General features: G+C 70.7%; 22 protein-coding genes. 19 read left to right on the top strand and 3 right to left on the bottom strand.

All coding sequences use genetic code 11. The annotated features are described in order from the left end of the window. The first annotated feature begins 64 nt into the window (after positions 1-64). Both qcrA and qcrB read left to right on the top strand, forming a co-directional pair. Entirely contained in the window at positions 65-1,123 is a 1,059-nt protein-coding gene (gene qcrA, locus N7E59_RS00505; RefSeq protein WP_261622951.1) for a cytochrome bc1 complex Rieske iron-sulfur subunit, read from the top strand. Next, positions 1,120-2,838: a cytochrome bc1 complex cytochrome b subunit gene (gene qcrB / locus N7E59_RS00500; protein ID WP_261622950.1), complete on the top strand. Its 1,719-nt coding sequence runs from the start codon at positions 1,120-1,122 to the stop codon at positions 2,836-2,838. Before qcrA ends, qcrB begins: the two co-directional genes overlap by 4 nt. 110 nt (positions 2,839-2,948) lie before the next feature. On the opposite strand, the gene N7E59_RS00495 is transcribed toward qcrB, so the two are convergent. Further along, a complete protein-coding gene (locus N7E59_RS00495) occupies positions 2,949-4,346 on the bottom strand; it encodes a replication-associated recombination protein A (RefSeq protein WP_261622949.1) in 1,398 nt (465 codons plus the stop codon). An 84-nt stretch (positions 4,347-4,430) separates the two neighbouring features. On the opposite strand from N7E59_RS00495, the gene dtd reads away from it, so the two are divergent. Continuing rightward, positions 4,431-4,916: a D-aminoacyl-tRNA deacylase gene (gene dtd, locus N7E59_RS00490; RefSeq protein WP_261622948.1), complete on the top strand. Its 486-nt coding sequence runs from the start codon at positions 4,431-4,433 to the stop codon at positions 4,914-4,916. A 3-nt stretch (positions 4,917-4,919) separates the two neighbouring features. Here dtd and aspS read toward each other — a convergent pair whose 3' ends face one another. Both aspS and hisS read right to left on the bottom strand, forming a co-directional pair. Next, on the bottom strand, positions 4,920-6,686 hold the full coding sequence (gene aspS / locus N7E59_RS00485) for an aspartate--tRNA ligase (RefSeq protein WP_261622947.1): 1,767 nt from the start codon (positions 6,684-6,686) through the stop codon (positions 4,920-4,922). 138 nt (positions 6,687-6,824) lie between these two features. Continuing rightward, positions 6,825-8,171, bottom strand: coding sequence for a histidine--tRNA ligase (hisS, locus tag N7E59_RS00480; RefSeq protein WP_261622946.1), 1,347 nt, complete (start codon positions 8,169-8,171; stop codon positions 6,825-6,827). A gap of 174 nt (positions 8,172-8,345) precedes the next feature. Between hisS and N7E59_RS00475 the strand changes: the two genes are divergently transcribed. The 16 genes from N7E59_RS00475 (at position 8,346) to mihF (ending at position 25,951) form a co-directional block, all read left to right on the top strand. Continuing rightward, positions 8,346-9,623 carry a DUF349 domain-containing protein gene (locus N7E59_RS00475; RefSeq protein ID WP_261622945.1) on the top strand — a complete coding sequence of 426 codons (1,278 nt, stop codon included), beginning with the start codon at positions 8,346-8,348 and terminating at the stop codon, positions 9,621-9,623. 161 nt (positions 9,624-9,784) lie between these two features. Further along, the gene (gene mltG / locus N7E59_RS00470) at positions 9,785-11,302 is read left to right on the top strand and encodes an endolytic transglycosylase MltG (protein ID WP_261622944.1); all 1,518 of its coding nucleotides are present in this window, start codon (positions 9,785-9,787) and stop codon (positions 11,300-11,302) included. Further along, positions 11,299-12,219 carry a shikimate dehydrogenase family protein gene (locus N7E59_RS00465; RefSeq protein WP_261622943.1) on the top strand — a complete coding sequence of 307 codons (921 nt, stop codon included), beginning with the start codon at positions 11,299-11,301 and terminating at the stop codon, positions 12,217-12,219. The genes mltG and N7E59_RS00465 overlap by 4 nt, the downstream gene beginning before the upstream one ends. Before the next feature lie 54 nt (positions 12,220-12,273). Then, positions 12,274-13,527, top strand: a complete 1,254-nt coding sequence (gene aroC, locus N7E59_RS00460) for a chorismate synthase (protein WP_261622942.1) — start codon at positions 12,274-12,276, stop codon at positions 13,525-13,527. Between the two features lie 5 nt (positions 13,528-13,532). Next, on the top strand, positions 13,533-14,162 hold the full coding sequence (locus N7E59_RS00455; RefSeq protein WP_261622941.1) for a shikimate kinase: 630 nt from the start codon (positions 13,533-13,535) through the stop codon (positions 14,160-14,162). Further along, a complete protein-coding gene (gene aroB / locus N7E59_RS00450; RefSeq protein WP_261622940.1) occupies positions 14,159-15,364 on the top strand; it encodes a 3-dehydroquinate synthase in 1,206 nt (401 codons plus the stop codon). Before N7E59_RS00455 ends, aroB begins: the two co-directional genes overlap by 4 nt. Positions 15,365-15,523: 159 nt before the next feature. Continuing rightward, positions 15,524-16,087 carry an elongation factor P gene (efp, locus tag N7E59_RS00445; RefSeq protein WP_261622939.1) on the top strand — a complete coding sequence of 188 codons (564 nt, stop codon included), beginning with the start codon at positions 15,524-15,526 and terminating at the stop codon, positions 16,085-16,087. A gap of 16 nt (positions 16,088-16,103) precedes the next feature. After that, positions 16,104-16,514, top strand: a complete 411-nt coding sequence (gene nusB / locus N7E59_RS00440; protein WP_261622938.1) for a transcription antitermination factor NusB — start codon at positions 16,104-16,106, stop codon at positions 16,512-16,514. 68 nt (positions 16,515-16,582) lie between these two features. After that, positions 16,583-17,182 (top strand): bifunctional pyr operon transcriptional regulator/uracil phosphoribosyltransferase PyrR, encoded by a 600-nt coding sequence (gene pyrR / locus N7E59_RS00435; protein ID WP_261622937.1) that lies wholly within the window; start codon positions 16,583-16,585, stop codon positions 17,180-17,182. After that, a complete protein-coding gene (locus N7E59_RS00430; RefSeq protein ID WP_261622936.1) occupies positions 17,179-18,204 on the top strand; it encodes an aspartate carbamoyltransferase catalytic subunit in 1,026 nt (341 codons plus the stop codon). Before pyrR ends, N7E59_RS00430 begins: the two co-directional genes overlap by 4 nt. Continuing rightward, the gene (locus tag N7E59_RS00425) at positions 18,201-19,538 is read left to right on the top strand and encodes a dihydroorotase (RefSeq protein ID WP_261622935.1); all 1,338 of its coding nucleotides are present in this window, start codon (positions 18,201-18,203) and stop codon (positions 19,536-19,538) included. Before N7E59_RS00430 ends, N7E59_RS00425 begins: the two co-directional genes overlap by 4 nt. Then, positions 19,535-20,059, top strand: a complete 525-nt coding sequence (locus tag N7E59_RS00420; protein ID WP_261622934.1) for a PH-like domain-containing protein — start codon at positions 19,535-19,537, stop codon at positions 20,057-20,059. Before N7E59_RS00425 ends, N7E59_RS00420 begins: the two co-directional genes overlap by 4 nt. Next, positions 20,056-21,243 (top strand): glutamine-hydrolyzing carbamoyl-phosphate synthase small subunit, encoded by a 1,188-nt coding sequence (gene carA / locus N7E59_RS00415; protein WP_261622933.1) that lies wholly within the window; start codon positions 20,056-20,058, stop codon positions 21,241-21,243. The genes N7E59_RS00420 and carA overlap by 4 nt, the downstream gene beginning before the upstream one ends. Further along, complete coding sequence (carB, locus tag N7E59_RS00410; RefSeq protein WP_261622932.1) at positions 21,236-24,529, top strand: carbamoyl-phosphate synthase large subunit; 3,294 nt, start codon at positions 21,236-21,238, stop codon at positions 24,527-24,529. Before carA ends, carB begins: the two co-directional genes overlap by 8 nt. Before the next feature lie 11 nt (positions 24,530-24,540). Next, positions 24,541-25,416, top strand: coding sequence for an orotidine-5'-phosphate decarboxylase (gene pyrF, locus N7E59_RS00405; protein WP_261622931.1), 876 nt, complete (start codon positions 24,541-24,543; stop codon positions 25,414-25,416). 217 nt (positions 25,417-25,633) lie between these two features. Continuing rightward, entirely contained in the window at positions 25,634-25,951 is a 318-nt protein-coding gene (gene mihF, locus N7E59_RS00400; RefSeq protein ID WP_261622930.1) for an integration host factor, actinobacterial type, read from the top strand. Positions 25,952-25,993 lie beyond the last annotated feature (42 nt).

The raw sequence follows: 25,993 nt of genomic DNA, 5'->3' as shown, positions 1-25,993 counted from the left end.
GCGGACACCAGCACCGCACACACGCACCCGCACTGCACACACTGAAGCAAAGGACGAGAACCATATGGGCGAGCACGGTCACGGCGACCCGAACGAGCCGGGCGCCGTCATCAGAGCCGGTGAGGGGGATCCCGGCCGATACGCCATCGCCGACCCCGGGCTGCCGCCGCACCGTCCGCGGCTGGCCGACGAAGACCCGCAGGTCGCCAAGCGTTCCGAGCGCCAGGTCTTCGTGCTGTTTCTCCTCTCGATCATCGGCACCATCACGGTGTTCGTCGCCTACTTCGCGATCGAGCTGACCGAGGACCTCCAGATGCTGCGCCTGCAGAACACGCTGCTGGGCGTCGGCGTCGCCCTGTCGATGCTCGGCATCGGCCTCGGCGTCGTCCACTGGGCGAAGACGCTGATGCCGGACCACGAGCTGGTGGAGGCCCGCAAGCCGCTGCGCAAGGAGTCCGAGCGCCAGGAGGCGGAGAAGATCGTCGGCGACGTGCTCGAGGAGTCCGGCATCAAGCGGCGCCCGCTGATCCGCAACACGCTGATCGGTGCGGTGCTCCTGGCCCCGCTGCCGGGCATCGTCATGTTCCGCGACCTCGACCAGTCCGACGACTTCGGCGTCGAGCGTATGCGCCACTCGCTGTGGGACGAGGGGGTCCGGCTCGTCCGCGACCCCACCGGCACTCCGATCCGGGCCGCCGACATGACCGTAGGGTCCAGCATGCACGTGGTGCCTGAGAACCTCCGCGACGTCCCCGGCCACGGTGACCGTCTGACCGAGAAGGCCAAGGCCGTCGTGCTGCTGATGCGGATGAACCCCGACGACATCGAGACCGTGTCGGAGGGCCGCGAGGACTGGACCTACGACGGGATCATCGCCTGCTCCAAGGTATGCACCCACGTCGGCTGCCCCGTGGCGCTGTATGAGCGCCACACCCACCACCTGCTGTGCCCCTGCCACCAGTCCACCTTCGACGCGGCCAACGAGTTCAAGGTGATCTTCGGACCGGCCGGGCGCCCGCTGCCCCAGCTGCCCATCTCCGTGGACGATGAGGGCTACCTGGTCGCGCAGAGCGACTTCACCGAACCTGTCGGCCCGACATACTGGGAGCGAGGCGAGAAATGAGCACCCACACATCTGAGTCTCCTGGGGCCGTCGCGGAGGAGCACCGGCCCGCGACGCGGACCGGTCGGATCGCCGACTACGTCGACCAGCGGGTCGGCGGGACGAGCATCGTCCGTGAGTTCGGTCGGAAGATCTTCCCGGACCACTGGACGTTCATGTTCGGTGAGCTGGCGCTCTACAGCTTCCTGATCCTGATCCTCTCGGGCACGTTCCTGACCTTCTGGTTCGACCCGTCGATGTCGTCGACCACCTACGACGGCTCCTACGCCCCGCTGCAGGGCGTGGAGATGTCGGTGGCCTACGCCACGGCCCTCGACCTGTCCTTCGACGTCCGGGGCGGCCTGTTCATGCGACAGCTGCACCACTGGGCCGCGCTGCTGTTCGTCGCCGCCATGGCGATCCACATGCTGCGCGTCTTCTTCACCGGCGCCTTCCGCAAGCCGCGTGAGCTCAACTGGGTCGTCGGCTGCTCGCTGCTCATCCTGGGCATGGGTGCCGGCTTCACCGGCTACTCGCTGCCGGACGAGGTGCTCTCGGGCAACGGCCTGCGGATCATCGACGGCATGATCAAGGCGCTGCCCGTGGTCGGCTCCTACATCTCGTTCTTCCTCTTCGGCGGGGAGTTCCCGGGCAACGAGGTCATCCCGCGCCTGTACGCCCTGCACATCATGGTGATCCCAGCGCTCATCCTCGTGCTCATCGCGATCCACCTGTTCATGGTGGTCATCCACAAGCACACCCAGTACCCGGGCCCGGGCCGCACCGAGACCAATGTGGTCGGATACCCCGTCGGGCCCGTGTACGCGGCCAAGGCCGGAGGCTTCTTCTTCATCGTCTTCGGCATCCTGGCCGGCATCTCCGGGACGTTCCAGATCAATGCCCTGTGGAACTACGGACCCTACGACCCGTCCCCGGTCCAGGCCGGCGCCCAACCGGACTGGTACATCGGTCCGTTCGAAGGTGTGCTGCGTCTGATGCCGGGCTACCTGGGCGACTTCTCCCTGGAGTGGCTCCTGCCGATGCCGTGGGGCGCGAACAACCTCGCCCTGCCGGTGCTGATCCCGATGATCCCCGTGGCCGTCATGTTCCTGGGCCTGTTCATCTGGCCGTGGGTCGAGGCCTGGATCACCGGAGACAAGCGGGAGCACCACGTGCTGGACCGCCCGCGCAACGTGCCCACCCGTACGGCCGTCGGCTCCGCGGTCGCCACGTTCTACTGCATCATGTGGGGCATGGGCGCGAACGACCTGATCGCCACCCACTTCCAGCTGTCGCTGAACGACATCACCTACTGGTCGCGGGTGCTGATCTTCGTCGGACCGGTCATCGCCTACATCGTGACCAAGCGCGTGTGCCTGGCACTGCAGCGCAAGGATCGGGAGATCGTCCTCCACGGCAATGAGGCGGGTGTGATCGAGGTGCTCCCGCACGGCGAGTTCCGCGAGAAGCACAGCCGCCTCAACGACTACGAGCTGTACACCCTCGTGGCCTTCGAGTCGCCGGAGCCGAGCGGCCCGGTGCCGAACGCGAAGGGCAAGGTCACCCGGACCGAGAAGATGCGGGCGAGCCTGAACCGCTGGTTCTTCGAGGACCGTGTGGCCCCGGTGTCGCGGGAGGAGTACCTCGAGGCGCTCTCCCACGACCACCACGAGCCCCACGACGCGGGCATCGAGGCGTCGGCCTCCCAGGGTCAGGTCGGTGCACGACACCACTGACCCCTCGGCCGACGGCACCGATGCGGCGGGCCGCCCCTGAGCATCAGCTCGGAGGCGGCCCGCCGTCGTCGTGGGTTCGCCACACGTTCCGGGGGAGACCGGCCGCCTCGTCAGTCCCCGCGGACGATGGAGCGCAGTCGGGCCAGACGCTCGGCGACGGTGCGCTCGGCGCCGTTCGTCGAGGGACGGTAGTAGTCGACTCCGACCAGCTCGTCCGGCGGATACTGCTGACCGACCACATGGTGCTCCGCGTCGTGGGCGTAGCGGTAGCCGGCTCCGTGGCCCAGCCTTTCGGCTCCGGCGTAGTGGGAGTCACGCAGGTGCGCAGGCACCGCCCCGCCCCGACCGGAGCGGACGTCGGCGATCGCCGCGTCCAGAGCCTGGTAGGAGGCGTTGGACTTCGGAGCGGTGGCGATGTGCACAGTCGCCTCAGCGAGCAGGATCCGCGCCTCGGGCATTCCGATCAGCTGTACCGACTGGGCGGCGGCGACGGCCGTCTGCAGGGCCGACGGGTCGGCCATACCGACCTCCTCGCCGGCGGCGATCACCAGGCGCCGGGCGATGAAGCGGGGGTCCTCTCCGGCGACGATCATGCGCGCCAGATAGTGCAGGGCGGCGTCGGCGTCGGAGCCGCGCAGCGACTTGATGAACGCCGAGACGATGTCGTAGTGCTGGTCGCCGTCACGGTCATAGCGCTGGACGGCATGGTCCATGGCCTGCTCGGCGTCTGCGGCGGCCACGCGGACGGGTCCCTCCGCGTCACTTCCCGCCCGACCTGAGGCGACCGCCGCGGCGGCCTCCAGAGTGGTCAGGACTCGGCGGGCGTCGCCCCCGGCCATCCGCAGCAGATGGCTGCGGGCGGAGTCCTCGAGGATGAAGGCGCCGTCGAGTCCGTGCGGCTCGCGCAGTGCCCGGTCGAGGAGTCCGTCGAGGTCCGACTCGGTCAGCGGGCGCAGCGTCACCAGCAGCGAACGGGAGAGCAGCGGGGCGATCACCGAGAAGGAGGGATTCTCAGTGGTCGCCGCGACGAGGATGACCCACCCGTTCTCCACGCCCGGAAGCAGCGCGTCCTGCTGGGCCTTGTTGAACCGGTGGATCTCGTCCAGGAAGAGCACGGTGGTCACACCGTGCAGGTCCCGGTCCTCCAGAGCACGGTCCATGACCGTGCGCACATCCTTCACTCCGGCGCGGATGGCCGAGAGCTCGACGAATCTGCGGTCGGGGGAGCGCGCGATGACGTGGGCGAGAGTCGTCTTGCCCGTCCCGGGCGGTCCGTAGAGCAGGACCGAGGAGGCGCCGGCGGGTCCGTGTGCGCCCTCGGCCAGCACGCGCAGCGGAGAGCCGTCATCGAGCAGGTGCTGCTGTCCGACGACCTCGTCGACGCTGCGCGGCCGCATGCGCACGGCCAGGGGCGCGTGACGCCGGGGACGACCGCCCGAGCCGGAACGTGAGGGTTCGGAGTCGTCCTCGTCCGCGCCGTGCTCGGCGGAGAACAGATCTCCGGTCATCTCGGGCTCCCTCCCACGGACGTACCGCCTCGGCCCCACCACTCTATCCCTGCCGGGGAGCGGCGATCTGGGAGACTGGCAGACATGCGAGCAGTCGTCCAGCGGGTCAGCCGCGCTGAGGTCCGAATCCTGTCCGAGTCCGATGCGGAGGACCATGACGGTGCCGTCGTCGCCCGTCGCGGATTCGACGGCGAGGGCCTGGTGGTGCTGCTCGGAGTGACGCACGACGACGGTGTCGAGGAGGCGGACCTGCTCGCCGACAAGGTCTGGGGCCAGCGGATCCTGCGCGGCGAGCGCTCCTGCGCCCATGCCGACGCGCCGCTCGTGGTGGTCAGTCAGTTCACCCTCTACGGAGATGTGCGTCGGGGCCGACGTCCCTCCTGGAGCGCGGCGGCACCGCCCGCGGTGAGCCGACCGCTCTATGAGCAGTTCGTCTCGCGGCTCCGGGCCGGCGGTGCCCAGGTGCACACCGGCGACTTCGGTGCGGCCATGGAGGTCGACCTGGTCAACGACGGGCCGGTGACCCTCGTGGTCGACACCGACGAGCTGCGCCGACCCCGGAGCCGGTGAGCATCAGCCCTTGGGTTCGGGCGTCGCGTCGACGCCGGCCTCCCTGCGCTGCTGTGCGGTGATCGGGGCCGGCGCCGCGGTGAGCGGGTCGAAACCGCCGCCGGTCTTGGGGAAGGCGATGACCTCTCGGATGGACTCCTCACCGGCCAGCAGTGCGACGACGCGGTCCCAGCCGAAGGCGATGCCGCCGTGCGGGGGAGCGCCGAAGCGGAAGCCCTCCAGCAGGAATCCGAACTTCTCGGCGGCCTCCTCCTGGCCGATGCCCATGACCTCGAAGATCCGCTCCTGCACGTCGCGGCGGTGCACACGCAGGGAGCCGCCGGCGATCTCGTTGCCGTTGCAGACCAGGTCATAGGCGTCGGCCAACGCGGCACCCGGGTCGGCGTCGAAGGAGTCGGCGAACTCCGCCTTCGGTGCGGTGAAGGCATGGTGGACGGCCGTCCAGGCCCCCGAACCCACGGCGACGTCGCCGGCGGCCGCGGCCTGGGCGGCGGGCTCGAACATCGGAGCGTCGACCACCCAGACGAACGACCACTCGGCCTGGTCGATGAGACCGGTCCGGTGGGCGATCTCCACGCGGGCCGCTCCCAGCAGGGCGCGGGACGCGGCGGCCTCACCGGCGGCGAAGAACACGCAGTCACCCGGTGAGGCACCCACCGCCTCGGCGAGTCCGGCGCGCTCGGTCTCCGAGAGGTTCTTGGCCACCGGTCCGCCGAGCTCACCGTCCTCACCGATGAGCACGTACGCCAGTCCCTTGGCGCCGCGCTGCTTGGCCCACTCCTGCCAGGCGTCCAGGGTTCGGCGCGGCTGCGAGGCTCCGCCGGGCATGACCACGGCCCCGACGTAGTCGGCCTGGAAGACCCGGAACGGGGTGTCGGAGAAGTAGTCGGCGAGCTCGGTCAGCTCGAGGTCGACGCGCAGGTCCGGCTTGTCCGTGCCGAAGCGGCGCATCGCCTCCCAGTAGGTGATGCGGGGGATCTCGGCGGACAGCTCCACGTCGATCAGCGACCAGAGGCGGCGCACCAGCTCCTCGGACCAGCCGAGCACGTCCTCCTGGTCGACGAAGCTCGCCTCGACGTCGAGCTGGGTGAACTCCGGCTGCCGGTCGGCGCGGAAGTCCTCGTCGCGGTAGCACCGGGCGATCTGGTAGTACCGTTCGAAGCCGCCGACCTGGAGGAGCTGCTTGAACAGCTGCGGAGACTGCGGCAGCGCGTACCAGGAGCCCGGCGACAGGCGGGCCGGGACCAGGAAGTCCCTCGCACCTTCGGGGGTCGAGCGGGTGAGCGTCGGAGTCTCGATCTCGGTGAAGCCCTCCCCGTGGAGGTACTCGCGGGCGACGCGGTTGGCCTCGGAGCGCAGTCGCAGGGCGCGCTGGGGTCCCTCGCGGCGCAGGTCGAGGTAGCGGTGGCGCAGTCGGGCCTCTTCGCCCACCTCGACATGCTCGTCCACCTGGAACGGCAGCGCGTCCGAGGTGCTGAGCACGGTGACGGACTCCGCTTCGACCTCGACCTCGCCCGAAGCCAGCTGAGGGTTCTCATTGCCCTCGGGGCGGCGGCGGACCTCACCGGTCACCTGCAGGACGTACTCGTTGCGCAGCGGGTCGAAGACCTCCTCGTCGTGGACGACGACCTGCGCGAGGCCCGAGGCGTCCCGCAGGTCGAGGAACGCCACACCGCCGTGGTCACGGCGACGGGCGACCCATCCGGCGAGGGTGACGGTCTCTCCGATGTGTGCGGCGTTCAGCTCTCCGGTGTGCAGGGTGCGTAGCACGATGTCCTTCCTGTGCCCCGGGTCGTCGGCCGGGGCGCTCCATGGGTGGTCTCGGTGGTGGTCTCAGCAGCGGTGATCTCAGGGACGGTGGTCTCAGGGACGGTGGTCTCAGGGACGGTGGTCTCAGGGACGGTGGTCTCAGGGACGGTCGGCGATGATCCGCGGCGAGCGGTCCTCGGCCGGGGGCTCCCAGGTCCGAGGGTCGGCCGGGACCTGCTCGCCGGATCGGATGTCCTTGATCTCGTGGGCGCCGGAGGCGTCGGTGAACCAGACGAACGGGATGCCTCGTCGGTCGGCGTGGCGGATCTGCTTCCCGAACTTCTCGGCCGACAGCGCGACCTCCGCTGCGATGCCGCGGTCGCGCAGGGCGGCGGCGACGTCCTGGGCCTCGGCCCAGGAGTCCTCGTCCCGCAGCGCGACGTAGACCGCCGACGGCACCGAGCGGTCGGCCCGCAGGCCCTGGGTGCTGAGCAGGCGCGAGACCAGACGGGTGACGCCCACGGAGAGCCCGACGCCGGGGAAGGTCCGGGACCCCTTGGAGGCCAGCGACTCGTAGCGGCCCCCCGAGCAGATCGATCCGAGGTCCTCATGGCCGACGAGCACCGTCTCGTAGACAGTTCCGGTGTAGTAGTCGAGCCCCCGCGCGATGGACAGGTCGGCGACGGCCCGACCGGGCACGCGGCGCTCGAGTGCGGCGATGACGTCTGCGAGCTCCGCCAGCCCCTCCTCGAACTGGGAGGAGTCCCCCTCGATCCCGGCGGCGAGCTGACGCGCCCGGTCGACGAATCCCAGCCCCTCGCTGCGGATTCCGGCCAGGGCGAGGGCGAGTCCGGCCTGCTCGTCGTCGGCTCCGGCCTGCTCACGCAGCTCCTGAGCCACCTTCTCCTCCCCGATCTTCTCCAGCTTGTCGATCGCCCGCATCACCGGGGCGGGGTCGGTCAGACCGATGAGCCGATAGAAGCCCTCTGAGAGGCGTCGGTTGTTGATGCGCATCCGGAAGTCACCGACGGACAGGGCCTCCAGTGCCGTGGCCATCACGACGGCGAGCTCGACGTCGGCGCGGAAGGGCAGGGAGCCGTCGCCCACGATGTCGACGTCGGCCTGGGTGAACTCCCGGTACCGTCCGTCCTGGGGCCGCTCTCCGCGCCAGACCTTCTGGATCTGGTATCGGCGGAGGGGGAAGTGGAGGTGCCCGGCGTTGTCGGTGACGTAGCGGGCGAAGGGCACCGTCAGATCGAAGTGGAGGGCCAGTCGGGCCTCCCCGGCCGCGGCCTCGTCCTCCTGCAGCCGCGAGACGGCGTAGATCTCCTTGTCGATCTCCCCCTTCTGCAGCAGGGTGTCGACGGTCTCCACCGCCCGAGACTCCAAGGAGGCGAATCCATGTCGCTCGAAGACCTCACGCAGGGTGTCGAGCACATGCAGCTCGACCAGACGCTCTTCGGGCAGCCATTCGGTGAAGCCGGAGAGGGAGCTCTTGCGTGCCATGGGGGAGGGGAGACTCCTCGGTCGTCGACGGATCGTGGGGGTGCGCGTCGCGGTGCGCGGCGCCCGACGGCGGGCGATCACCCGGTGCGACGGACCCGACCATCATAGCGATCCGCAGGCCCGCCCGGCAGTCGGGTCGGTGTCGGGTCGGTGTCGGGTCGGTATGGTGGTTCCATGAGCGCCGCAGTCAGACCAGGCCATCACGAGACCACACTCGCCGAGGCGCGGGCGGCCGCCGCGGTGGACGCCGAGGGCCACGTCCACGCCCGGGATGCGGAGCAGACCTACATCGGCCAGTACCCGGGAGCCTCCGAGGACGAGACCCTGCGGTACTTCAGCCGCAAGTTCGACGAACTGGCGAACCGTGCGCTGCTGCTGCGGGCACGGGTCCGGGCCGGCAGCGACTCGGCCGAGGCGCTGGGCCGGAGCCGCGACGCCCTGGAGTCCGAACTCGAGGCGCAGGCCTGGGTGGGCGACGTCGCCTCGGTGCGCACCGTGCTCGCCGAGATCGGCGCAGCGGTGGCTGAGCTGGGCGGAGAGGAGCGCCGTGCCTCCGAAGAGGCCATGAACGCACATCTGGCCCGGCGTGAGGAGATCGTGGCGGAGGCCGAGGCGATCGCGGCCCAGGACCCCGCCAAGACCCACTGGAAGGAGTCCCAGTCACGGATGGACGGGCTCTTCCAGCGCTGGAAGGCCGAGCAGAAGCGACCTCCGCGGCTGACCAAGGCGCAGGAGGACCCGTACTGGAAGCGGTTCCGCGCCGCCCGGACGACCTTCGACAAGGGTCGTCGTGCGTTCTTCAGCCGACGGGACGAGGAGCAGGCTGAAGTCCGTCGGACCAAGGAGCACCTCATCGCGGAGGCCGAGGGGATGCGCACCAGCACCGACTTCGGTCCCACGACGAAGGCCTACCACCGCCTGATGGAGGACTGGAAGGCCGCCGGGCGGGGGTCCCGTCGGACGGACGACGCCCAGTGGGCTCGGTTCCGGGCCGCGCAGGACGAGTTCTTCGCGGCCCGCGAGGCCGCCAATGCCGAGACCGATCGTCAGTACGCCCGGAATCTCGAGGTCAAACAGGGGCTGCTGGCGGAGTTCGAGGCCCTCATGCCCTTCACCGACCCCGACGCGGTCCGAGAGCGCTACCACGACCTGCTGGACCGCTGGGACGCCGCGGGCAGGGTGCCGCGCAGCGAGATGCGTCGCACCGAGGATGCGGTCGCGCGGATCCAGGACGCCTTCCGGGAGGCCGAGCAGCGGCGATGGCACCGGGGGGACCCGGAGACCCAGGCCCGGCAGGACTCCGTGCTCGCTCAGATCGACGCCTCCGTCGCCTCCCTCGAGGAGAAGGTGCGCCGAGCCGCGGAGGCCGGCGACGAGGCGACCCGCCGGAAGGCCCAGGAGGATCTCGATGCGCGTCTGACCTGGAGGGACATCGTCGCGCGGGGATCCTGACCGGCGGGGACTCTCCGCCGTGGAATCTCCGAGATACGGGATCACGGATGGATTACAATCAATGCGACGTCCGGTGAGGGAATGCGGGACGGACGTCGCGGGCCGTCGGTGGACTGCACCGGAGGGCCGACCCCGTCAGTCGAACACCAGTGAGGAACCGCGTGAGCGATGAGAAGCACCCGGAGCCGCAGCCCGGCTCCGGCGACCGGCGGCACGAAGACGCCGCCTGGTCCGAGCCTGCCTCTCACCCGGACGTGGGATCCGAGCCCGGCAGACCCCATGAGGAGTCCGCCGGCGTGCACGACATGCTGGACGAGGATCCCGCTCCCACCGCGGACGCCCCGACGGACGACCATGCTGAGGCTGCTGCGGCTCCGGACCGCGGTCGTGACTCCGAGCTCTTCTATGAGGACGACCTGGTCGAGGGCGCGTACATCGAGCACGACGAGGACGGCACCGCGCTGCTGATCAGCTCGTCCACCTATGGGCGGGGCTACCAGACCGTCACCCCCATGGAGGGTGGTGCCTCGCGGGCCATCCTGCACAAGCGCCGACGGCGTCGGCGTCGCCGCACCCTCGGCGTGGCCGCGGTGCTCGGAGGACTCGCGCTGATGCTGGTGATCCTCCTGGTCGTCGTCGAGTCGCTCTTCGGCGGCATGTTCGGCGGCCCGGAGGACTACGACACCCAGGCCGGCGACTCGGTGACCTTCACCGTCGAAGGCGGTGAGGGTTGGGACGCGGTGGCCGCGCGGCTGGAGGACCAGGGGATCATCGCCAGCTCGGAGGCGTTCATCGACGCCCTCCAGGACTCCGAGGACCTGGGGACCCTGCAGTCGGGCGAGTACGAGCTGCGCGAGGAGATGCCGGCCGAGGACGCGCTGTCCGCGATCGTCCCCGACCGCGACGCCCAGCACTACGTGGCCATCAACGTCGGAAGCCGCCTCGACGCGGCACTGGAGAGCATCTCCGAGGCCACCGGCATCGAGGAGGACGAGCTCCGCGACGCCGCCGAGGACCCCACGGACTACGGACTGCCGGAGCAGGCCCTGACCCTCGAAGGCTTCCTCGCCGCCGGCGAGTACCGGTTCGACCTCGAGGCCGAGCCCGAGGAGATGCTGCAGGAGATGGTCGACCGGACCTTCGAGCGGCTCGAGGACGACGGCGTCACCGACTCCGACGAACAGTTCGAACGGATCATCGTCGCCTCGCTGCTGACCGCGGAGGCCCTGCCGGACGACTACCGCACCGTCGCCGGGATCATCGAGAACCGCCTCAATCCGGAGAACGACGAGACCGACGGGCTGCTGCAGATCGACGCCACGGTGATCTACGGCCTGGGTGAGCAGAGCCTGCAGTTCACCGAGGAGGAGCGCCAGGACTCCGACAACGAGTTCAACACCTACGTCCACGAGGGCCTGCCGCCCGGTCCGATCGAGGCTCCCGCCTCGGAGGCCATCGACGCCGCGGCCGACCCCGAGGAGAACGACTACTACTACTGGCTGACCGTCAACATCGAGACCGGTGAGACCAAGTTCGCCGAGGACTATTCCGAGCACCAGGTCTACTGGCAGGAGTTCCGCGACTACTGTGCGGACAACCCGGACATCTGCACGGGCGAAGCCGCCGATCAGGTGCCGGACGTCGAAGAGATCGAAGAGGACGACGAGGGAGACCAGTGACCCCACCGCTGATGCGGGCGGCGGTGCTGGGCAGCCCCATCGGGCACTCCAGGTCCCCGGACCTGCACGGCGCGGCCTATGCGCGTCTGGGCCTCGAGGTGGACTATCGGCGCATCCGGGCCGACGTGGGTGACCTGGACCGCGTCCTGGAATCGCTGTCTGCGACGGGGGACCGTTGGCTCGGACTCTCTGTGACCATGCCCCTGAAGGGCGAGCTCGCCCGGCGGACGGGCACCGCCTCGGATCGGGTCGGGCGCCTGGGGGTCCTCAACACGGTGGTCTTCGACGTCGGGGGACGCCCGGATCCGTCGACCGCCTACGGTGAGAACACCGACGTGGACGGCATCGTCGGCGCCCTCGGAGAGGTGACGCCGCAGAGACCGCGGTCCATGGCGGTCCTGGGTGCGGGGGCCACGACGGCGGCGGCCCTCGAGGCCGCCCGGGACCTCGGATGCGCCGACGCGGCGGTCTATGCGCGGTCTCCGGCGCGTGCCGAAGAGCTCGGCGGTCCTGCGGAGCGGCTCGGGCTGAGTCTGCGCATCCGCGAGCTGTCCACGTTCGCCGACGACCTCCTCGCCGACCCCCCTGACCTGGTGGTCTCCGCACTGCCCGCCGGAGCGGCCGACGGGACCGCGGCGTCGGTGGCGGACCGCATCCCCGCCCCGGGCCCCGCGCACGCTCCGATGCCTCCGCTGCTCGACGTCGCCTATGATCCGTGGCCCTCGGCGCTGGCTCGGGTGTGGGGCGACCGCGCGGGGTCGAGCGTGTGCGGACTGCACATGCTGCTGCACCAGGCGGTGGAGCAGGTGCGTCTGTTCACCGCCGGCACCGACCGTCCGTTCGACTCCCTGACCGCCGAGGAGCAGGATCGCACCGCGGCTCAGATGCGGACCGCAGTCGGCCTCCCCGCGGTCTGACGACCCGCACCGCCGGGGCGCACGGGCCTCCCGCCGCGTGGCATGATGGTGGCCATGTTGCGCTGGCTCACCTCAGGAGAATCACACGGCCGCAGCCTGGTCGGCATCCTGGAAGGACTGCCCGCGGGAGTGGAGCTGACCACCCGGGCCGTGCAGGACCGACTCGCACGCCGACGCCTGGGCTACGGCCGGGGCGCGCGGATGAAGTTCGAGCAGGACCAGGTGACCCTCATCGGCGGGGTCCGGCACGGTCGGACCCTGGGCGGCCCGGTGGCCGTGGAGATCGGCAACACCGAGTGGCCCAAGTGGGAGAAGGTCATGTCGCCGGATCCGGTCGATCGCGAGGAGCTCGAGGGACTGGCCCGCAGTGCGCCGCTGACCCGGCCGCGCCCGGGGCACGCCGACCTCACCGGGATGCAGAAGTACGGCTTCGCCGAAGCGCGCCCGGTGCTCGAGCGGGCCTCGGCCCGGGAGACCGCGGCCCGCGTGGCCCTGGGCACCGCCGCGCAGTCGTTCCTGTCCGCGCTCGGCATCGGGACCGTCTCGCACACCGTCGCCGTCGGCACGGTGGAGGTCCCCGACGAGGCCCTCGTCCCCCACGCCGAGGAGATCGAGCGGCTCGACGCCGATCCCCTGCGCTGCGCGGACCCCGAGACCTCGGAGCGGATGGTCGAGGCCGTGGACGCGGCGCACAAGGCGGGGGAGACCCTCGGAGGCGTCGTGGAGGTCGTCGTCGACGGGCTCCCGCCGGGCCTCGGGTCCTTCGTCCACTGGGACCGCCGCCTGGACGCCCGTCTGGCAGGTGCCCTCATGGGAATCCAGGCCATCAAGGGGGTCGAGGTCGGCGACGGCTTCCGCACCGCCCGCCGTCCCGGATCGCAGGCCCACGACGAGATCGTCCGCGACGGCGACGCCGTGGGCCGCGCCACCGACAGGGCCGGAGGCATCGAAGGGGGCATGAGCATCGGCTCGACACTGCGCGTGCGCGCGGCCATGAAGCCCATCGCCACCGTGCCCCGGGCGCTGCGCACCGTGGACACCGCCACCGGGGAGCAGACCACCGCCCACCATCAGCGATCGGACGTCTGCGCGGTGCCCGCCGCCGGAGTCGTGGCCGAGGCCATGGTCGCCCTCGTCCTCGCCGATGCGGTGCTGGAGAAGTTCGGCGGCGACAGCGTCGAGGAGGTCCGCCGCAACCTGGCGTCCTACCGGGCGGCGCTGCCGGACGTCGGCTCAGCCTCGGGTCCCTCCGGCGGCGACGGCGACCCGCTGCAGGCGCCGGCCGGTTTCGACGCCGGCCCTCGGTGAGGCCGATGGGGGATGACGACCGAGGAGCCTCGGAGTCGAGCCCGGGGCCCGAGGCGCCCGGCGTCGAGCTCCGCGGGATCGAGGCCCGCAACATCGTCCTGATCGGACCCATGGGCTCGGGCAAGTCGACCGTCGGTGCCGCGCTGGCGCGCCGCCTGGGACGCCCGCACGTCGACAGCGACCAGTTCTTCGTGGCCCGGCACGGTCCCATCCCGGACTACTTCAGGACCCACGGCGAGGAGACGTTCCGGCGTGAGGAGGAGCATGTGGTCGCCGACCTCCTCGACTCCCCGCGCCCCTCGGTGATCAGCCTCGGCGGAGGGGCGATCCTCTCCCCGGCGACCCGCCGGGTCCTCCACGGACATCTGGTCGTGCTGCTGGACATGTCGCTGGAGCAGGCGCACCGCCGGATCGGCGACGCCAGCACGCGCCCGGTCCTCGGTGACGACCCCATGCGTCGGTGGGCGGAGGTCTACGCGGAGCGGGAGCCGCTCTACCGCGGTGCGGCCGACGTCGTCCTGCCGCCGGCGGATGCGCCGGTCCGTCAGAGAGCGGTTACCATCGTGGAGGCGCTGACGGCGCATGTCCGCCGACCGCCGACATCCGGACCCCATCAGGAAGCCTCTCAGCCATGAGCACCCACCCCGAGTCCGCCCCCACACCGCAGGAGCCGACGCACCCGGGCGGCGCGACCCCTGAGCGGGCCGGGGAGACCGGCCCGACGCGCATCACGGTGGGCACCGGCACCGGTCAGGGAGGTGAGCAGCTCGGCTACGACGTGCTCGTCGGCCACGGACTGCTCGCACGCCTCCCGGAGATGGTCGGCCCCCACGCCGAACGGGTGCTCGTCATCCATCCGCGCGCCCTGCGCGCCACCGGAGATGTGGTGAGGGAGGACCTGGAGAACGCCGGCTACCGTGCGGTGGTCGCAGAGATCCCCGACGCCGAAGAGGGCAAGCACATCCAGGTCGCCGCCTTCTGCTGGCAGGTGCTCGGACAGAACAGCTTCACCCGCAGCGACGCCGTCGTCTCCGTGGGCGGAGGAGCGGTCACCGACGCGGCCGGCTTCGTCGCCGCCACCTGGCTGCGCGGAGTCCGGGTGGTCCACATGCCGACGACCCTGCTCGGCATGGTCGACGCCGCGGTGGGAGGCAAGACCGGCATCAACACCGCCGAGGGGAAGAACCTCGTGGGAGCCTTCCACCAGCCCGCCGGCGTGCTGGCCGACCTGGACACGCTGCTGACGCTGCCTCGCAACGAACTGGTCACCGGGCTGGCCGAGGTCGTCAAGTGCGGGTTCGTCGCCGACGAGAGGATCCTGGAGATCGTCGAGGAGGCGCCCGACCAGGCCTCGAACCCGCATTCGCCGCGGCTGCGCGAGCTCATCGAACGGGCGATTGCGGTCAAGGCCCGGATCGTCGGTCGGGACCCGGGGGAGTCGGGGGACCGGGAGGCGCTGAACTACGGCCACACCCTCGCCCACGCCGTGGAGCTCGCCGAGCGGTACCAGTGGCGCCACGGTGCGGCCGTGTCGGTGGGGATGGTCTTCGCGGCGGAGCTGGCCCGCAGCATGGGCCGGCTCGACGACGCGACGGTCGACCGCCACCACCGGATCCTCTCCTCGCTGGGTCTGCCGACCACCTACCGGGACGATCGCTGGAACCAGCTGCTGGAGGGCATCCGCCGGGACAAGAAGAACCGCGGAGACCGACTGCGCTTCGTCCTGCTCAGCGGCGTCGGCCAGCCGGCCACCGTGGAGATCCCGGACGCCTCCATCCTCTACGCCACCTACCAGGAGATCGCGGCCGCCCCGGAGACCGGAGCCATCCAGCTCTGAGCCCCGGGCCGGTTCAGGCCCGGTCCTGGGCCGGTCCGGGCCCGACCCCGAGCCGACGCGACGGGTCCTCCCTCCGGCAGGCGGTAGACTGGGTCGCCGGCGCTCAGCCCTGCGGGGCCCGCACATCGGAACCGACACGAGAGACGAAGGACGCAGCCTGTGGCCACCTCGAACGACATCAAGAACGGATCGGTCCTCAAGCTGGAGGGCCAGCTGTGGAACACCGTGGAGTTCCAGCACGTCAAGCCCGGCAAGGGCGGAGCGTTCATCCGGACCAAGCTGCGCAACCTGACGTCCGGCAAGGTCGTGGACAAGACCTTCAACGCCGGCGCGAAGGTCGAGCTGGCCACCGTCGACCGGTCGAACTACCAGTTCCTGTACACCGACGGCGATGACTTCGTCTTCATGGATCTGCGCGACTACGACCAGATCACCGTGCCCTCGGAGGTGGTCGGCGACGCGGCGAACTTCCTCCTGGAGAGCAACGAGGTCTCCATCGCCCTCCACGAGGGGACGCCGCTCTACCTCGAGATGCCGCCCTCAGTCGTGCTGGAGATCACCTACACCGAGCCGGGCCTCCAGGGCGACCGGTCCTCCGCCGGCACCAAGTCGGCCACCCTGGAGACCGGCCACGTCATCCAGGTGCCGCTGTTCGTGGAGCAGGGCACCAGGGTCAAGGTGGACACCCGCTCCTCCGACTACCTCGGCCGCGTCACGGACTGAGCGGGAGCGACCACAAGTGGCCAGACTGAGCAAAGCGCGCGGCCGCGCCCTGGAGATCCTCTTCGAGGCCGAGCAGCGTGAGACCGACCCCTTCGAGGTGCTGCGGCTCCGCCGTGAACGGGCCGAGCTGGTCGTCGACGCCTACGTCCTCGACATCCTCCGCGGAGTCGCACAGCACCGGGAGGAGATCGACGAACTCCTGGAGACCTATGCCCGCGGCTGGACGCTGGCGCGCATGCCGCGGGTCGACCTGATGGCCCTGCGCATCGGAGCCTGGGAGCTTCTGCACAACGACGACGTCCCCGACGGAGTCGCGGTGGCTGAGGCCGTCGCACTGGTCCGCCGGCTCTCCACCGACGAGTCACCGGTCTTCGTCAACGGACTGCTGGGCAGGCTCCAGAAGCTCAAGCCCACGCTCACCGACTGAGACCGCTAGACTGGTCGATCGAACGTTCTCCTTTAAGCATCGTCCCGTGAGGCGAGGAAGGGGGCCCGATGGCGGCAGAGTCGCCTCTGACCTCGACGGTCATGACAGGTGCGGACATCGACCGCGCCCTGACCCGCATCGCCCATGAGGTCGTCGAAGCGCACCGCGGCGTCGACGACCTCATCCTCCTGGGGATCCCCCGTCGCGGAGTGCCGCTGGCCCGACGGCTGGGTGAGCGGCTGTCCCGGATCGACCCGCAGTTCGACGCCGAGGCCTGCGTCGGCTCCCTGGACATCACGATGTACCGCGACGACCTCGGATCCCGTGCCGCCCGGGTCCCCGAGCCCACTCGGGTGCCGGACCGGGGCGTGGACGACGCCGTCGTCGTGCTCGTCGACGACGTCCTCTACTCCGGCCGCACCGTCCGTGCCGGCCTCGACGCGCTCTCCGACCTGGGACGCCCCCGGGCCGTCCGTCTGGCCGTCCTGGTCGATCGGGGCCACCGAGAGCTGCCCGTCCGTGCAGACCACGTGGGGAAGAACCTGCCCACCTCGCGCGGGGAGCGGGTCACCGTGCGGCTCGCCGACGTGGATGTGACCGATGTCGAGGACGAGGCGGTCGTCATAGACCGCGGCGGACCCTCGCAGGCCGGCGGAGGTGAGGCATGAGGCACCTGCTCTCCACCGCAGAGCTCGGTGCCGCCGACGCACTGAGGATCCTCGACACCGCCGAGGAGATGTCGGCGGTCTCCGGGCGCCAGGTCAAGAAGCTGCCCACGCTGCGCGGCCGCACCGTGGTTAACCTGTTCTACGAGGACTCCACCCGCACGCGGATCTCCTTCGAGGCGGCCGCCAAGCGGCTCTCCGCCGACGTGATGAACTTCGCCGCCAAGGGCTCATCGGTGTCCAAGGGCGAGTCCCTGAAGGACACGGTCCAGACCCTGGAGGCCATCGGCGCCGACGCGGTGGTCATGCGGCACTGGGCCTCCGGCGCGGCGGCGCGGCTGGCCGCCTCCGGATGGACCGACTGTGCGGTGGTCAACGCCGGGGACGGCACCCATGAGCACCCCACCCAGGCGCTGCTCGACGCCCTGACCGTGCGACGGTCGGTCGCCGAGCGTGACGGGCGGGACCCGCGCGGCACGGACCTCACCGGCGTCGACGTGCTCATCGTCGGCGACATCCTGCACTCGCGGGTCGCCCGGTCGAACGTGTGGCTGCTGCACACCCTCGGTGCCACGGTCGGGCTGGTCGCACCGCCGACCCTGCTGCCCCACACGGTGGAGACCTGGCCGGTCAGGGTCCACTACGACCTCGACGAGGCCCTGGCGGCCGGCCCGGACGCGGTGATGATGCTCCGGGTGCAGGCTGAGCGCATGGGCGGCTCCTACTTCCCCTCGGCCGCCGAGTACGCCCGGCGCTGGGGCCTCACCGACGAACGGCTCGCCGACTACGTCCGTCGGGTCGGATCCCCCGCCATCCTGCACCCGGGACCGATGAACCGCGGGGTGGAGATCTCCTCGGCCGCCGCAGACTCACCCCACACGCGCGCGCTGGATCAGGTCTCCCACGGTGTGGCGGTGCGGATGGCCGTGCTCCACCTGCTGCTCAGCGGCGACCACGACCGACGGACCGACCGTGCACCACACCCTGCACCTGACCGCGCATCGACCGACGGGAGCCCGAGATGACCACCCGCCCGATCCTCATCACCGACGCCGCACCCTACGGGGAGGCGCGGCAGGACGTGCTCCTGGCCGGGGGCACGATCCGCGCCATGGGCCGGGAGGCGGCGGAGGAGGCCGAGCGTCTCGACGACCTCCGACGCATCGATGGGGCCGGATGCCTGCTGCTGCCGGGCCTGGTGGACATGCACACCCACCTGCGCGAGCCCGGACGCGAGGACGCCGAGACGGTCGAGACCGGATCACGCGCGGCCGCCCGCGGAGGATTCACCGCCGTGCACGCCATGGCCAACTCGTCGCCGACCGCGGACACCGCCGGCGTCGTCGAGCAGGTCCACCGGCTCGGACTCGAGTCCGGATGGACCGAGGTCTACCCCGTCGGAGCGGTGACCCGCGGACTCCGCGGCGAGGAGCTGGCGGAGCTCGGCGCGATGGCCGACTCCGCCGCGGCGGTCCGGATGTTCTCCGACGACGGCATGTGCGTGCACGACCCGGTCCTCATGCGCCGAGCCCTGGAGTACGTGAAGTCCTTCGGGGGTCTGGTGGCGCAGCACGCCCAGGAGCCCCGGCTGACCGACGGAGCCCAGATGAACGAAGGCTCCGTCTCCGCGGTGCTGGGGCTGCCCGGCTGGCCGGCGGTGGCCGAGGAGGCGATCATCGCCCGTGATGTGCTGCTCGCCGAGCACGTCGGCTCGCGCCTGCACGTCTGCCACGTCTCGACCCGCGGTTCGGTGGACATCATCCGCTGGGCCAAGCGGCGCGGCGTGGACGTCACCGCCGAGGTGACCCCCCACCACCTGCTGCTCACCGACGAGCTCGTGCGCAGCTACGACCCGGTGTACAAGGTCAACCCGCCCCTGCGTACCGACGCCGACGTCCGCGCCCTGCGCGAGGGCCTGGCCGAGGGCACCCTCGACGTGGTCGGGACCGACCACGCACCGCACCCGGTGGAGGCCAAGGAGTGCGAGTGGTCGACCGCGGCCATGGGGATGACCGGGCTGGAGACCGCCCTGTCGGTCCTGCAGCACACGATGATCGACACCGGCATGATGGACTGGAGGCGCCTGGCGGAGGTCACCTCGGAGCGCCCCGCACAGATCTGCGGACACCCGCACCAGGGGAGACCGATCGACGTCGGTGAGCCGGCCCACCTGGTCCTGGTGGATCCGACTGCGCGAAGGCCCGTCGATCCCGCGCTCCACGCCTCCAAGGGCCGCAACTCGCCCTTCGCCGGGATGGAGCTTCGCGGTGAGGTCCGGGCCACCCTGCTCTCCGGCCACCCGGTCGTGGTCGACGGAGCCCTGGAGACCTCACTGACCGGCAGGACGGCCGCGGCATGACCGAGCAGACGCAGACCTACCTCAGCTACCTGGGCGTCTCACTGGGCATCATCCTGCTCGTCACCGTCCTGCTCTGGCTGGGATGGCGCGGACGCCGACGCCGGCAGTCCGGACTGCCGGCCCCCGACGAGGTCCCCGACCGCCTGCTCGAGGAGGAGCCGCGGATCGGTGCCGAGGGCATGGTGGTCGGCACGGTCGCCGCGGAGGACCACCTCGACCGCATCGCCGTGCACGGCCTCGGGCTGCGCAGCCACGGCCGGATCGAGGTCCACGACGACGGCGTGGCCGTCCTGCGGGCCGGCGCCCGCAACTACCTCATCCCGCGCGAGGGGCTCACCCACATCCGCACCGACCGCGGAGTGGTGGGGAAGTTCGTCGAGTCCGACGGGGTGCTGATCATCGGCTGGCGACTGGGCGGGACTCCCGTCGAGACGGCCTTCCGCCCCCGCTACGCCCGGACCCAGCAGCCGCTCCTCGAGCAGCTCCAGACCATCGTCGAAGAGGAGACGAACACCCCATGAGCACCACCGCACCGGCACTGCTCGTCCTCGAGGACGGCACCGTCTACGAGGGCTCGGCCTACGGAGCCCTCGGGACGCGCTTCGGGGAGGCCGTCTTCGCCACCGGGATGACCGGCTACCAGGAGACGCTCACCGACCCCTCCTACGCGCGGCAGATCGTGGTCCAGACCGCCCCGCACATCGGCAACACCGGGGTCAATGACGAGGATCCGGAGTCGCGCCGCATCTGGGTGGCCGGCTACGTGGTCCGCGACGCCGCTCGCCGCCCCTCGAACTGGCGGTCGACGCGCAGCCTCGACGAGGAGCTCGTCGACCAGGACGTCGTCGGCATCCGCGACGTCGACACCCGAGCGGTGACCCGGCGGCTGAGGACCGCGGGCGCCATGCGCGCCGGGGTCTTCTCCGGGGAGGTCGCATCTCGTCCGCGGGCCGAGCTGCTGGACGAGGTCCTCTCCCAGCCCACCATGGAAGGCTCCCGCCTGGCGGAGGAGGTCAGCACACAGGAGGCCTACGTCGTGGAGCCCGGCGACCACGGGTGGAGCGATGAGCCGCTGGCCGTCGTCGCCGCCCTGGACCTGGGCATCAAGACCATGACTCCGGTCCGCATGGCCGAGCGCGGACTGCGCGTGCACGTGCTGCCGGCGAGCGCCGGCTTCGCCGAGATCCGCGAGGTCGCCCCGGACGGGGTGTTCCTCTCCAACGGCCCCGGCGACCCGGCCACCGCGGCCTCTCAGGTCGAGCTGCTGCGGCAGGTGCTCGACGCCGGCATCCCCTTCTTCGGCATCTGCTTCGGCAACCAGATCCTCGGCCGCGCCCTGGGCTTCGGCACCTACAAGCTGCCCTTCGGCCATCGCGGGATCAACCAGCCGGTGATGGACCACGCCACGGGGAAGGTGGAGATCACCTCGCAGAACCACGGATTCGCCGTGGACGCTCCGGTGGGGGAGACGGTCACCGCACCGCAGGAGCGGTACGGGCGTGTGGTGGTCAGCCACTCCAGCCTCAACGACGGAGTCGTCGAGGGTCTCCGCTGCCTCGACCTGCCGGCGTTCTCCGTGCAGTACCACCCGGAGGCGGCCGCAGGGCCCCACGACTCCGCCCACCTGTTCGACCGATTCGTCGACCTGCTGATCGCACCGACCACAGACTCCGCCGCCACGGGAGGGACCCCCACCGATGCCTAAGCGCTCCGACATCGAATCCGTGCTGGTGATCGGCTCCGGCCCGATCGTCATCGGTCAGGCCGCCGAGTTCGACTACTCCGGCACCCAGGCCCTGCGCGTGCTGCGGGAGGAGGGCATCCGGGTCATCCTGGTCAACTCCAACCCGGCGACGATCATGACCGACCCGGAGTTCGCCGACGCGACCTACGTCGAGCCGATCAGCCCGGAGGTCGTCGCCAAGATCATCGCCCAGGAGCGGCCGGACGCCGTGCTGCCGACCCTCGGCGGTCAGACCGCCCTGAACACCGCCATCGCCCTCGACGAGTCCGGCGTCCTGGCCGAGTACGGGGTCGAACTCATCGGGGCGAACATCGCCGCCATCGAGCTCGGCGAGGACCGGGAGAAGTTCAAGGGCGTCGTCGAGCGCTCCGGCGCGGAGTCCGCACGGTCGAGGATCGTGCACTCCATGGATGAGGCCCTGGCGGCGGTCGAGGACCTGGGCTACCCCGTGGTGGTCCGCCCGTCCTACACCATGGGCGGACTCGGCTCCGGGATGGCCCACGACGAGGCGGACCTGCGCCGCATCGCCGGAGCCGGTCTGCAGTACAGCCCCACGACCGAGGTGCTCCTGGAGGAGTCGATCCTCGGGTGGAAGGAGTACGAGCTGGAGATGATGCGCGACGCGCACGACAACGTCGTCGTCGTCTGCTCCATCGAGAACCTGGACCCGGTCGGGGTCCACACCGGTGACTCGATCACCGTGGCTCCGGCGCTCACGCTGACCGACCGCGAGTACCAGCGGCTGCGCGACATCGCCATCAACGTCATCCGCGAGGTCGGCGTCGACACCGGCGGCTGCAACATCCAGTTCGCCGTGGAGCCGCAGACCGGTCGTGTGGTCGTGATCGAGATGAACCCCCGGGTCTCCCGTTCGTCGGCCCTGGCCTCGAAGGCCACGGGCTTCGCGATCGCCAAGATCGCCACCAAGCTCGCCGTGGGCTACACCTTGGACGAGATCCCCAACGACATCACGCAGAAGACTCCGGCGAGCTTCGAGCCCACCTTGGACTACGTGGTCGTGAAGGTGCCCCGCTTCGCCTTCGAGAAGTTCCCCGCCGCAGACCCCACCCTGACGACGACGATGAAGTCCGTCGGGGAGGCGATGGCCTTCGGTCGCAGCTTCACCGAGGCGCTGCAGAAGGCGCAGCGGTCCCTGGAACAGCGGGGCAGCGAGTTCTCCTTCGACGTGCCCGACGCCGAAGAGCTCGAGGGCCTGCTGGAGGACATGGCCACGGCGACCACTGAGCGCATCCATCAGGTCCAGCGGGCGCTGCTCGGCGGGGCGGACCCGGAGCAGGTGTACGGGATCACCGGCATCGACCCCTGGTACCTGGACCAGATCGCCCTGATCGATGAGATCGCCCTCGAGGTGCGCGACGCGGAGGAGCTGTCGGTCCCGATGCTGTGTCGGGCCAAGCGGCACGGCTTCTCGGACGAGCAGATCGGGCGGCTGCGCCATATGGACCCGGCCGTGGTGCGGGGGGTGCGGCATGCCCTGGGCGTCCGCCCGGTCTACAAGACCGTGGACACCTGCGCCGCCGAGTTCGAGGCGTACACCCCCTACCACTATTCGGCCTACGACCTCGAGGACGAGATCGCCCGTCACGATCGGCCCTCGGTGATCATCCTGGGCTCGGGACCCAACCGGATCGGCCAGGGCATCGAGTTCGACTACTCCTGCGTCCACGCCACCATGGCGCTGCGCGAGGCGGGGTACGACACCGTGATGATCAACTGCAATCCCGAGACGGTCTCCACCGACTACGACGTCTCCACCCGGCTGTACTTCGAGCCGCTGACGCTGGAGGACGTGCTCGAGGTCATCGCCGCCGAGCAGCGCACCGGGGGAGTCCACGGGGTCTTCGTCCAGCTCGGGGGGCAGACCCCGCTGAAGCTGGCCCAGCAGCTGGCCGATGCCGGGGTGCCGATCCTGGGCACCTCGCCGGAGGCCATCGATCTGGCCGAGCACCGCGGGGCCTTCGACCAGGTGCTGCGCGGCGCCGGGCTGATCGCGCCGAAGAACGGCACCGCCGTGAGCTTCGAGCAGGCCCAGCGGGTCGCCGAGTCCATCGGTTTCCCCGTGCTGGTGCGGCCCTCCTACGTCCTGGGCGGACGCGGCATGGAGATCGTCTACGACCTCGACGGTCTGCGGCGCTACATCGCCAACGCGACCGAGGTCACCCCGGACCACCCTGTGCTCGTCGACCGTTTCCTCGAGGACGCGATCGAGGTCGACGTCGACGCCCTCTACGACGGTGACCAGCTCTACATGGGCGGCATCATGGAACACATCGAGGAGGCGGGGATCCACTCCGGCGATTCGGCCTGCGTGCTGCCGCCGATCACCCTGGGCCCCGACGTGGTCGACCGGGTCCGGGAGGCCACCGCCGCCATCGCCGAGGGGGTGGGCGTGCGGGGGCTGATCAACATCCAGTTCGCCGTGGCCTCCGACGTCCTCTACGTCATCGAGGCCAATCCTCGGGCCTCGCGCACGGTGCCCTTCGTCTCCAAGGCCACCGGGGTGCAGCTGGCGAAGGCGGCGGCGCTGATCGGCGCGGGCACGACCATCGCTGAGCTGCGGGAGGGGTCCGGCCATGCGCTCAGCGGCGTCCTGCCGGCAGCGGGCGACGGATCGCACCTGTCCGCGGGGGCCCCCGTGGCGGTGAAGGAGGCGGTCCTGCCGTTCAGCCGCTTCCGCACACCAGAGGGTCGTGTGGTCGACTCCCTGCTGGGCCCGGAGATGCGGTCCACCGGCGAGGTCATGGGCATCGATCGCCACTTCGACACGGCGTTCGCCAAGTCGCAGCTCGCCGGGAGCAACCCCCTCCCGACCGCCGGCCGGGTCTTCGTCTCGGTGGCCAATCGGGACAAGCGGGCGATCATCATGCCGGTGAAGCGGCTGGCCGACCTGGGCTTCGAGATCGTCTCCACCGGCGGCACCGCCGACGTGCTGCGCCGCAACGATGTGGAGACCTCTGTGGTGCACAAGATCGCCGACGCGCCCGGCGCGGGGGAGACGGTCCTCGACCTCGTCGAATCCGGAGGCATCGATCTGATCATCAACACGCCCTCGGGCGGCGAGGCCCGCAGCGACGGCTATGAGATCCGTGCGGCGGCGACGTCGGTGGGCACACCGGTGATCACCACCGTGGCCGAGTTCAATGTGGCGGTGCAGGCCATCGACGCGCTGCGTCAGTTCAGCTGGGCGGTCACGCCCCTTCAGCGCCACGCCGAGCGACTGGTCTGAGGGGAGCGACGATGACCGATCCCGTCGTTCCGGCCGTGCCCTTCGGACAGCGGCTCGAGGACGCCATGGCTCGCTTCGGACCGCTGTGCGTGGGCATCGACCCCCACCCGGAGCTGCTCACACAGTGGGGGCTCTCCGTCGACAGGGCCGGTCTGATCGATTTCGGCCGGCGCACGGTGGACGCGGCGGCGGGACGAGCCGCGGCGGTCAAGCCTCAGGTGGCGTTCTTCGAGCAGCACGGGCCGCCGGGGATGGAGGCGCTGGCCGAGGTCCACCGGCTGGCCCGCGAGGCCGGACTGCTGGTGATCGCCGATGCCAAGCGCGGCGACATCGGCTCCACCATGGAGGGATACGCACAGGCCTGGCTGCACCCCGACTCGGACTGGGCGGCGGACGCGCTGACGGTGAACCCCTACTTGGGCTTCGGTGCGCTGGCACCGGCCGTGGAGGCCGCGCACACCTACGGTGCGGGCCTCTTCGTGCTCGCACTGACCTCGAACCCGGAGGGCCGCGAGGTCCAGCTCGCGCGCACCGCGTCTCCGGCCGAGGGGCCGGACACTGTGGCGGCGTCCGTGGTCCGGGCGGCATCCGCCGCTCTGCCCTCCCCGGAGGGGCACCTGGGTTCGGTCGGTCTCGTCATCGGTGCGACGACGGCCTCCGAGGCCTCCGCCCACGGCATCGACCTCACCGTCGGCCGTCCTCCCGTCCTGGCCCCCGGATACGGTGCACAGGGAGCCGGGGTGCGGCAGCTCGCCGACGGATTCGGCGACGCCGTGGACCAGGTCCTGGTGAACTCCTCCCGCGCGATCCTCCGGGCGGGGCCGTCGACGGCGGCCCTGACCGCGGCCGTCGGACGGACACGCCGAGATCTGGACCTGCTCAGCTGAGACTCGGCTGGTGCAGAGGTGCTGAACGCCCTGTGACCTGGGACTTCTCGGAGGTCTTCGGGGTGCCTCCCGGACACCCTGGAATCGGCCGTTGCCGGTGATTGCACGTGAGGAATCGAACGGCTACTTTTGGCACAGAGAAAGTCGAATGGGGGTCTGCGGATCGGATGGGGGTGACCCGTCGCATTCGGAGTCCCGACGCGATCAGGAGGTTTCGATGGCACTGCGGGAGCTGAGCAAGGAAGAGCGCGACACCGCTCGTCAGAAGGCTCTGGCCGCCCGACTCGAACGTGCGGGCGTGAAGGAGGAGTTCGGTGCCGGTCGTTTGAGCTTCGAGGAGGTCCTGCAGCGGGCGGAGACCTCGGAGGCCGTCGCGCGCCTGCGGACGGTGGAGCTGCTGGAGGCCCTCCCCGGAGTGGGCAAGGTCACCGCGGCGAAGACCCTGGGCGAGCTGGGGATCTCCGAGAGCCGCCGGATCGGCGGCCTCGGCATCAAGCAGCGTGCGGCACTGGGCGAGCACCTGCAGCACGGCTGACCGGTCGGCCGCCATACGACGCACCCGACGGGCGCGGTCCAC

Source organism: Nesterenkonia marinintestina (assembly GCF_025420485.1).
Lineage (GTDB): Bacteria > Actinomycetota > Actinomycetes > Actinomycetales > Micrococcaceae > Nesterenkonia > Nesterenkonia marinintestina.
Note: the sequence above shows the minus strand (reverse complement) of the source record. Positions and strands in the feature narration are given on the sequence as shown.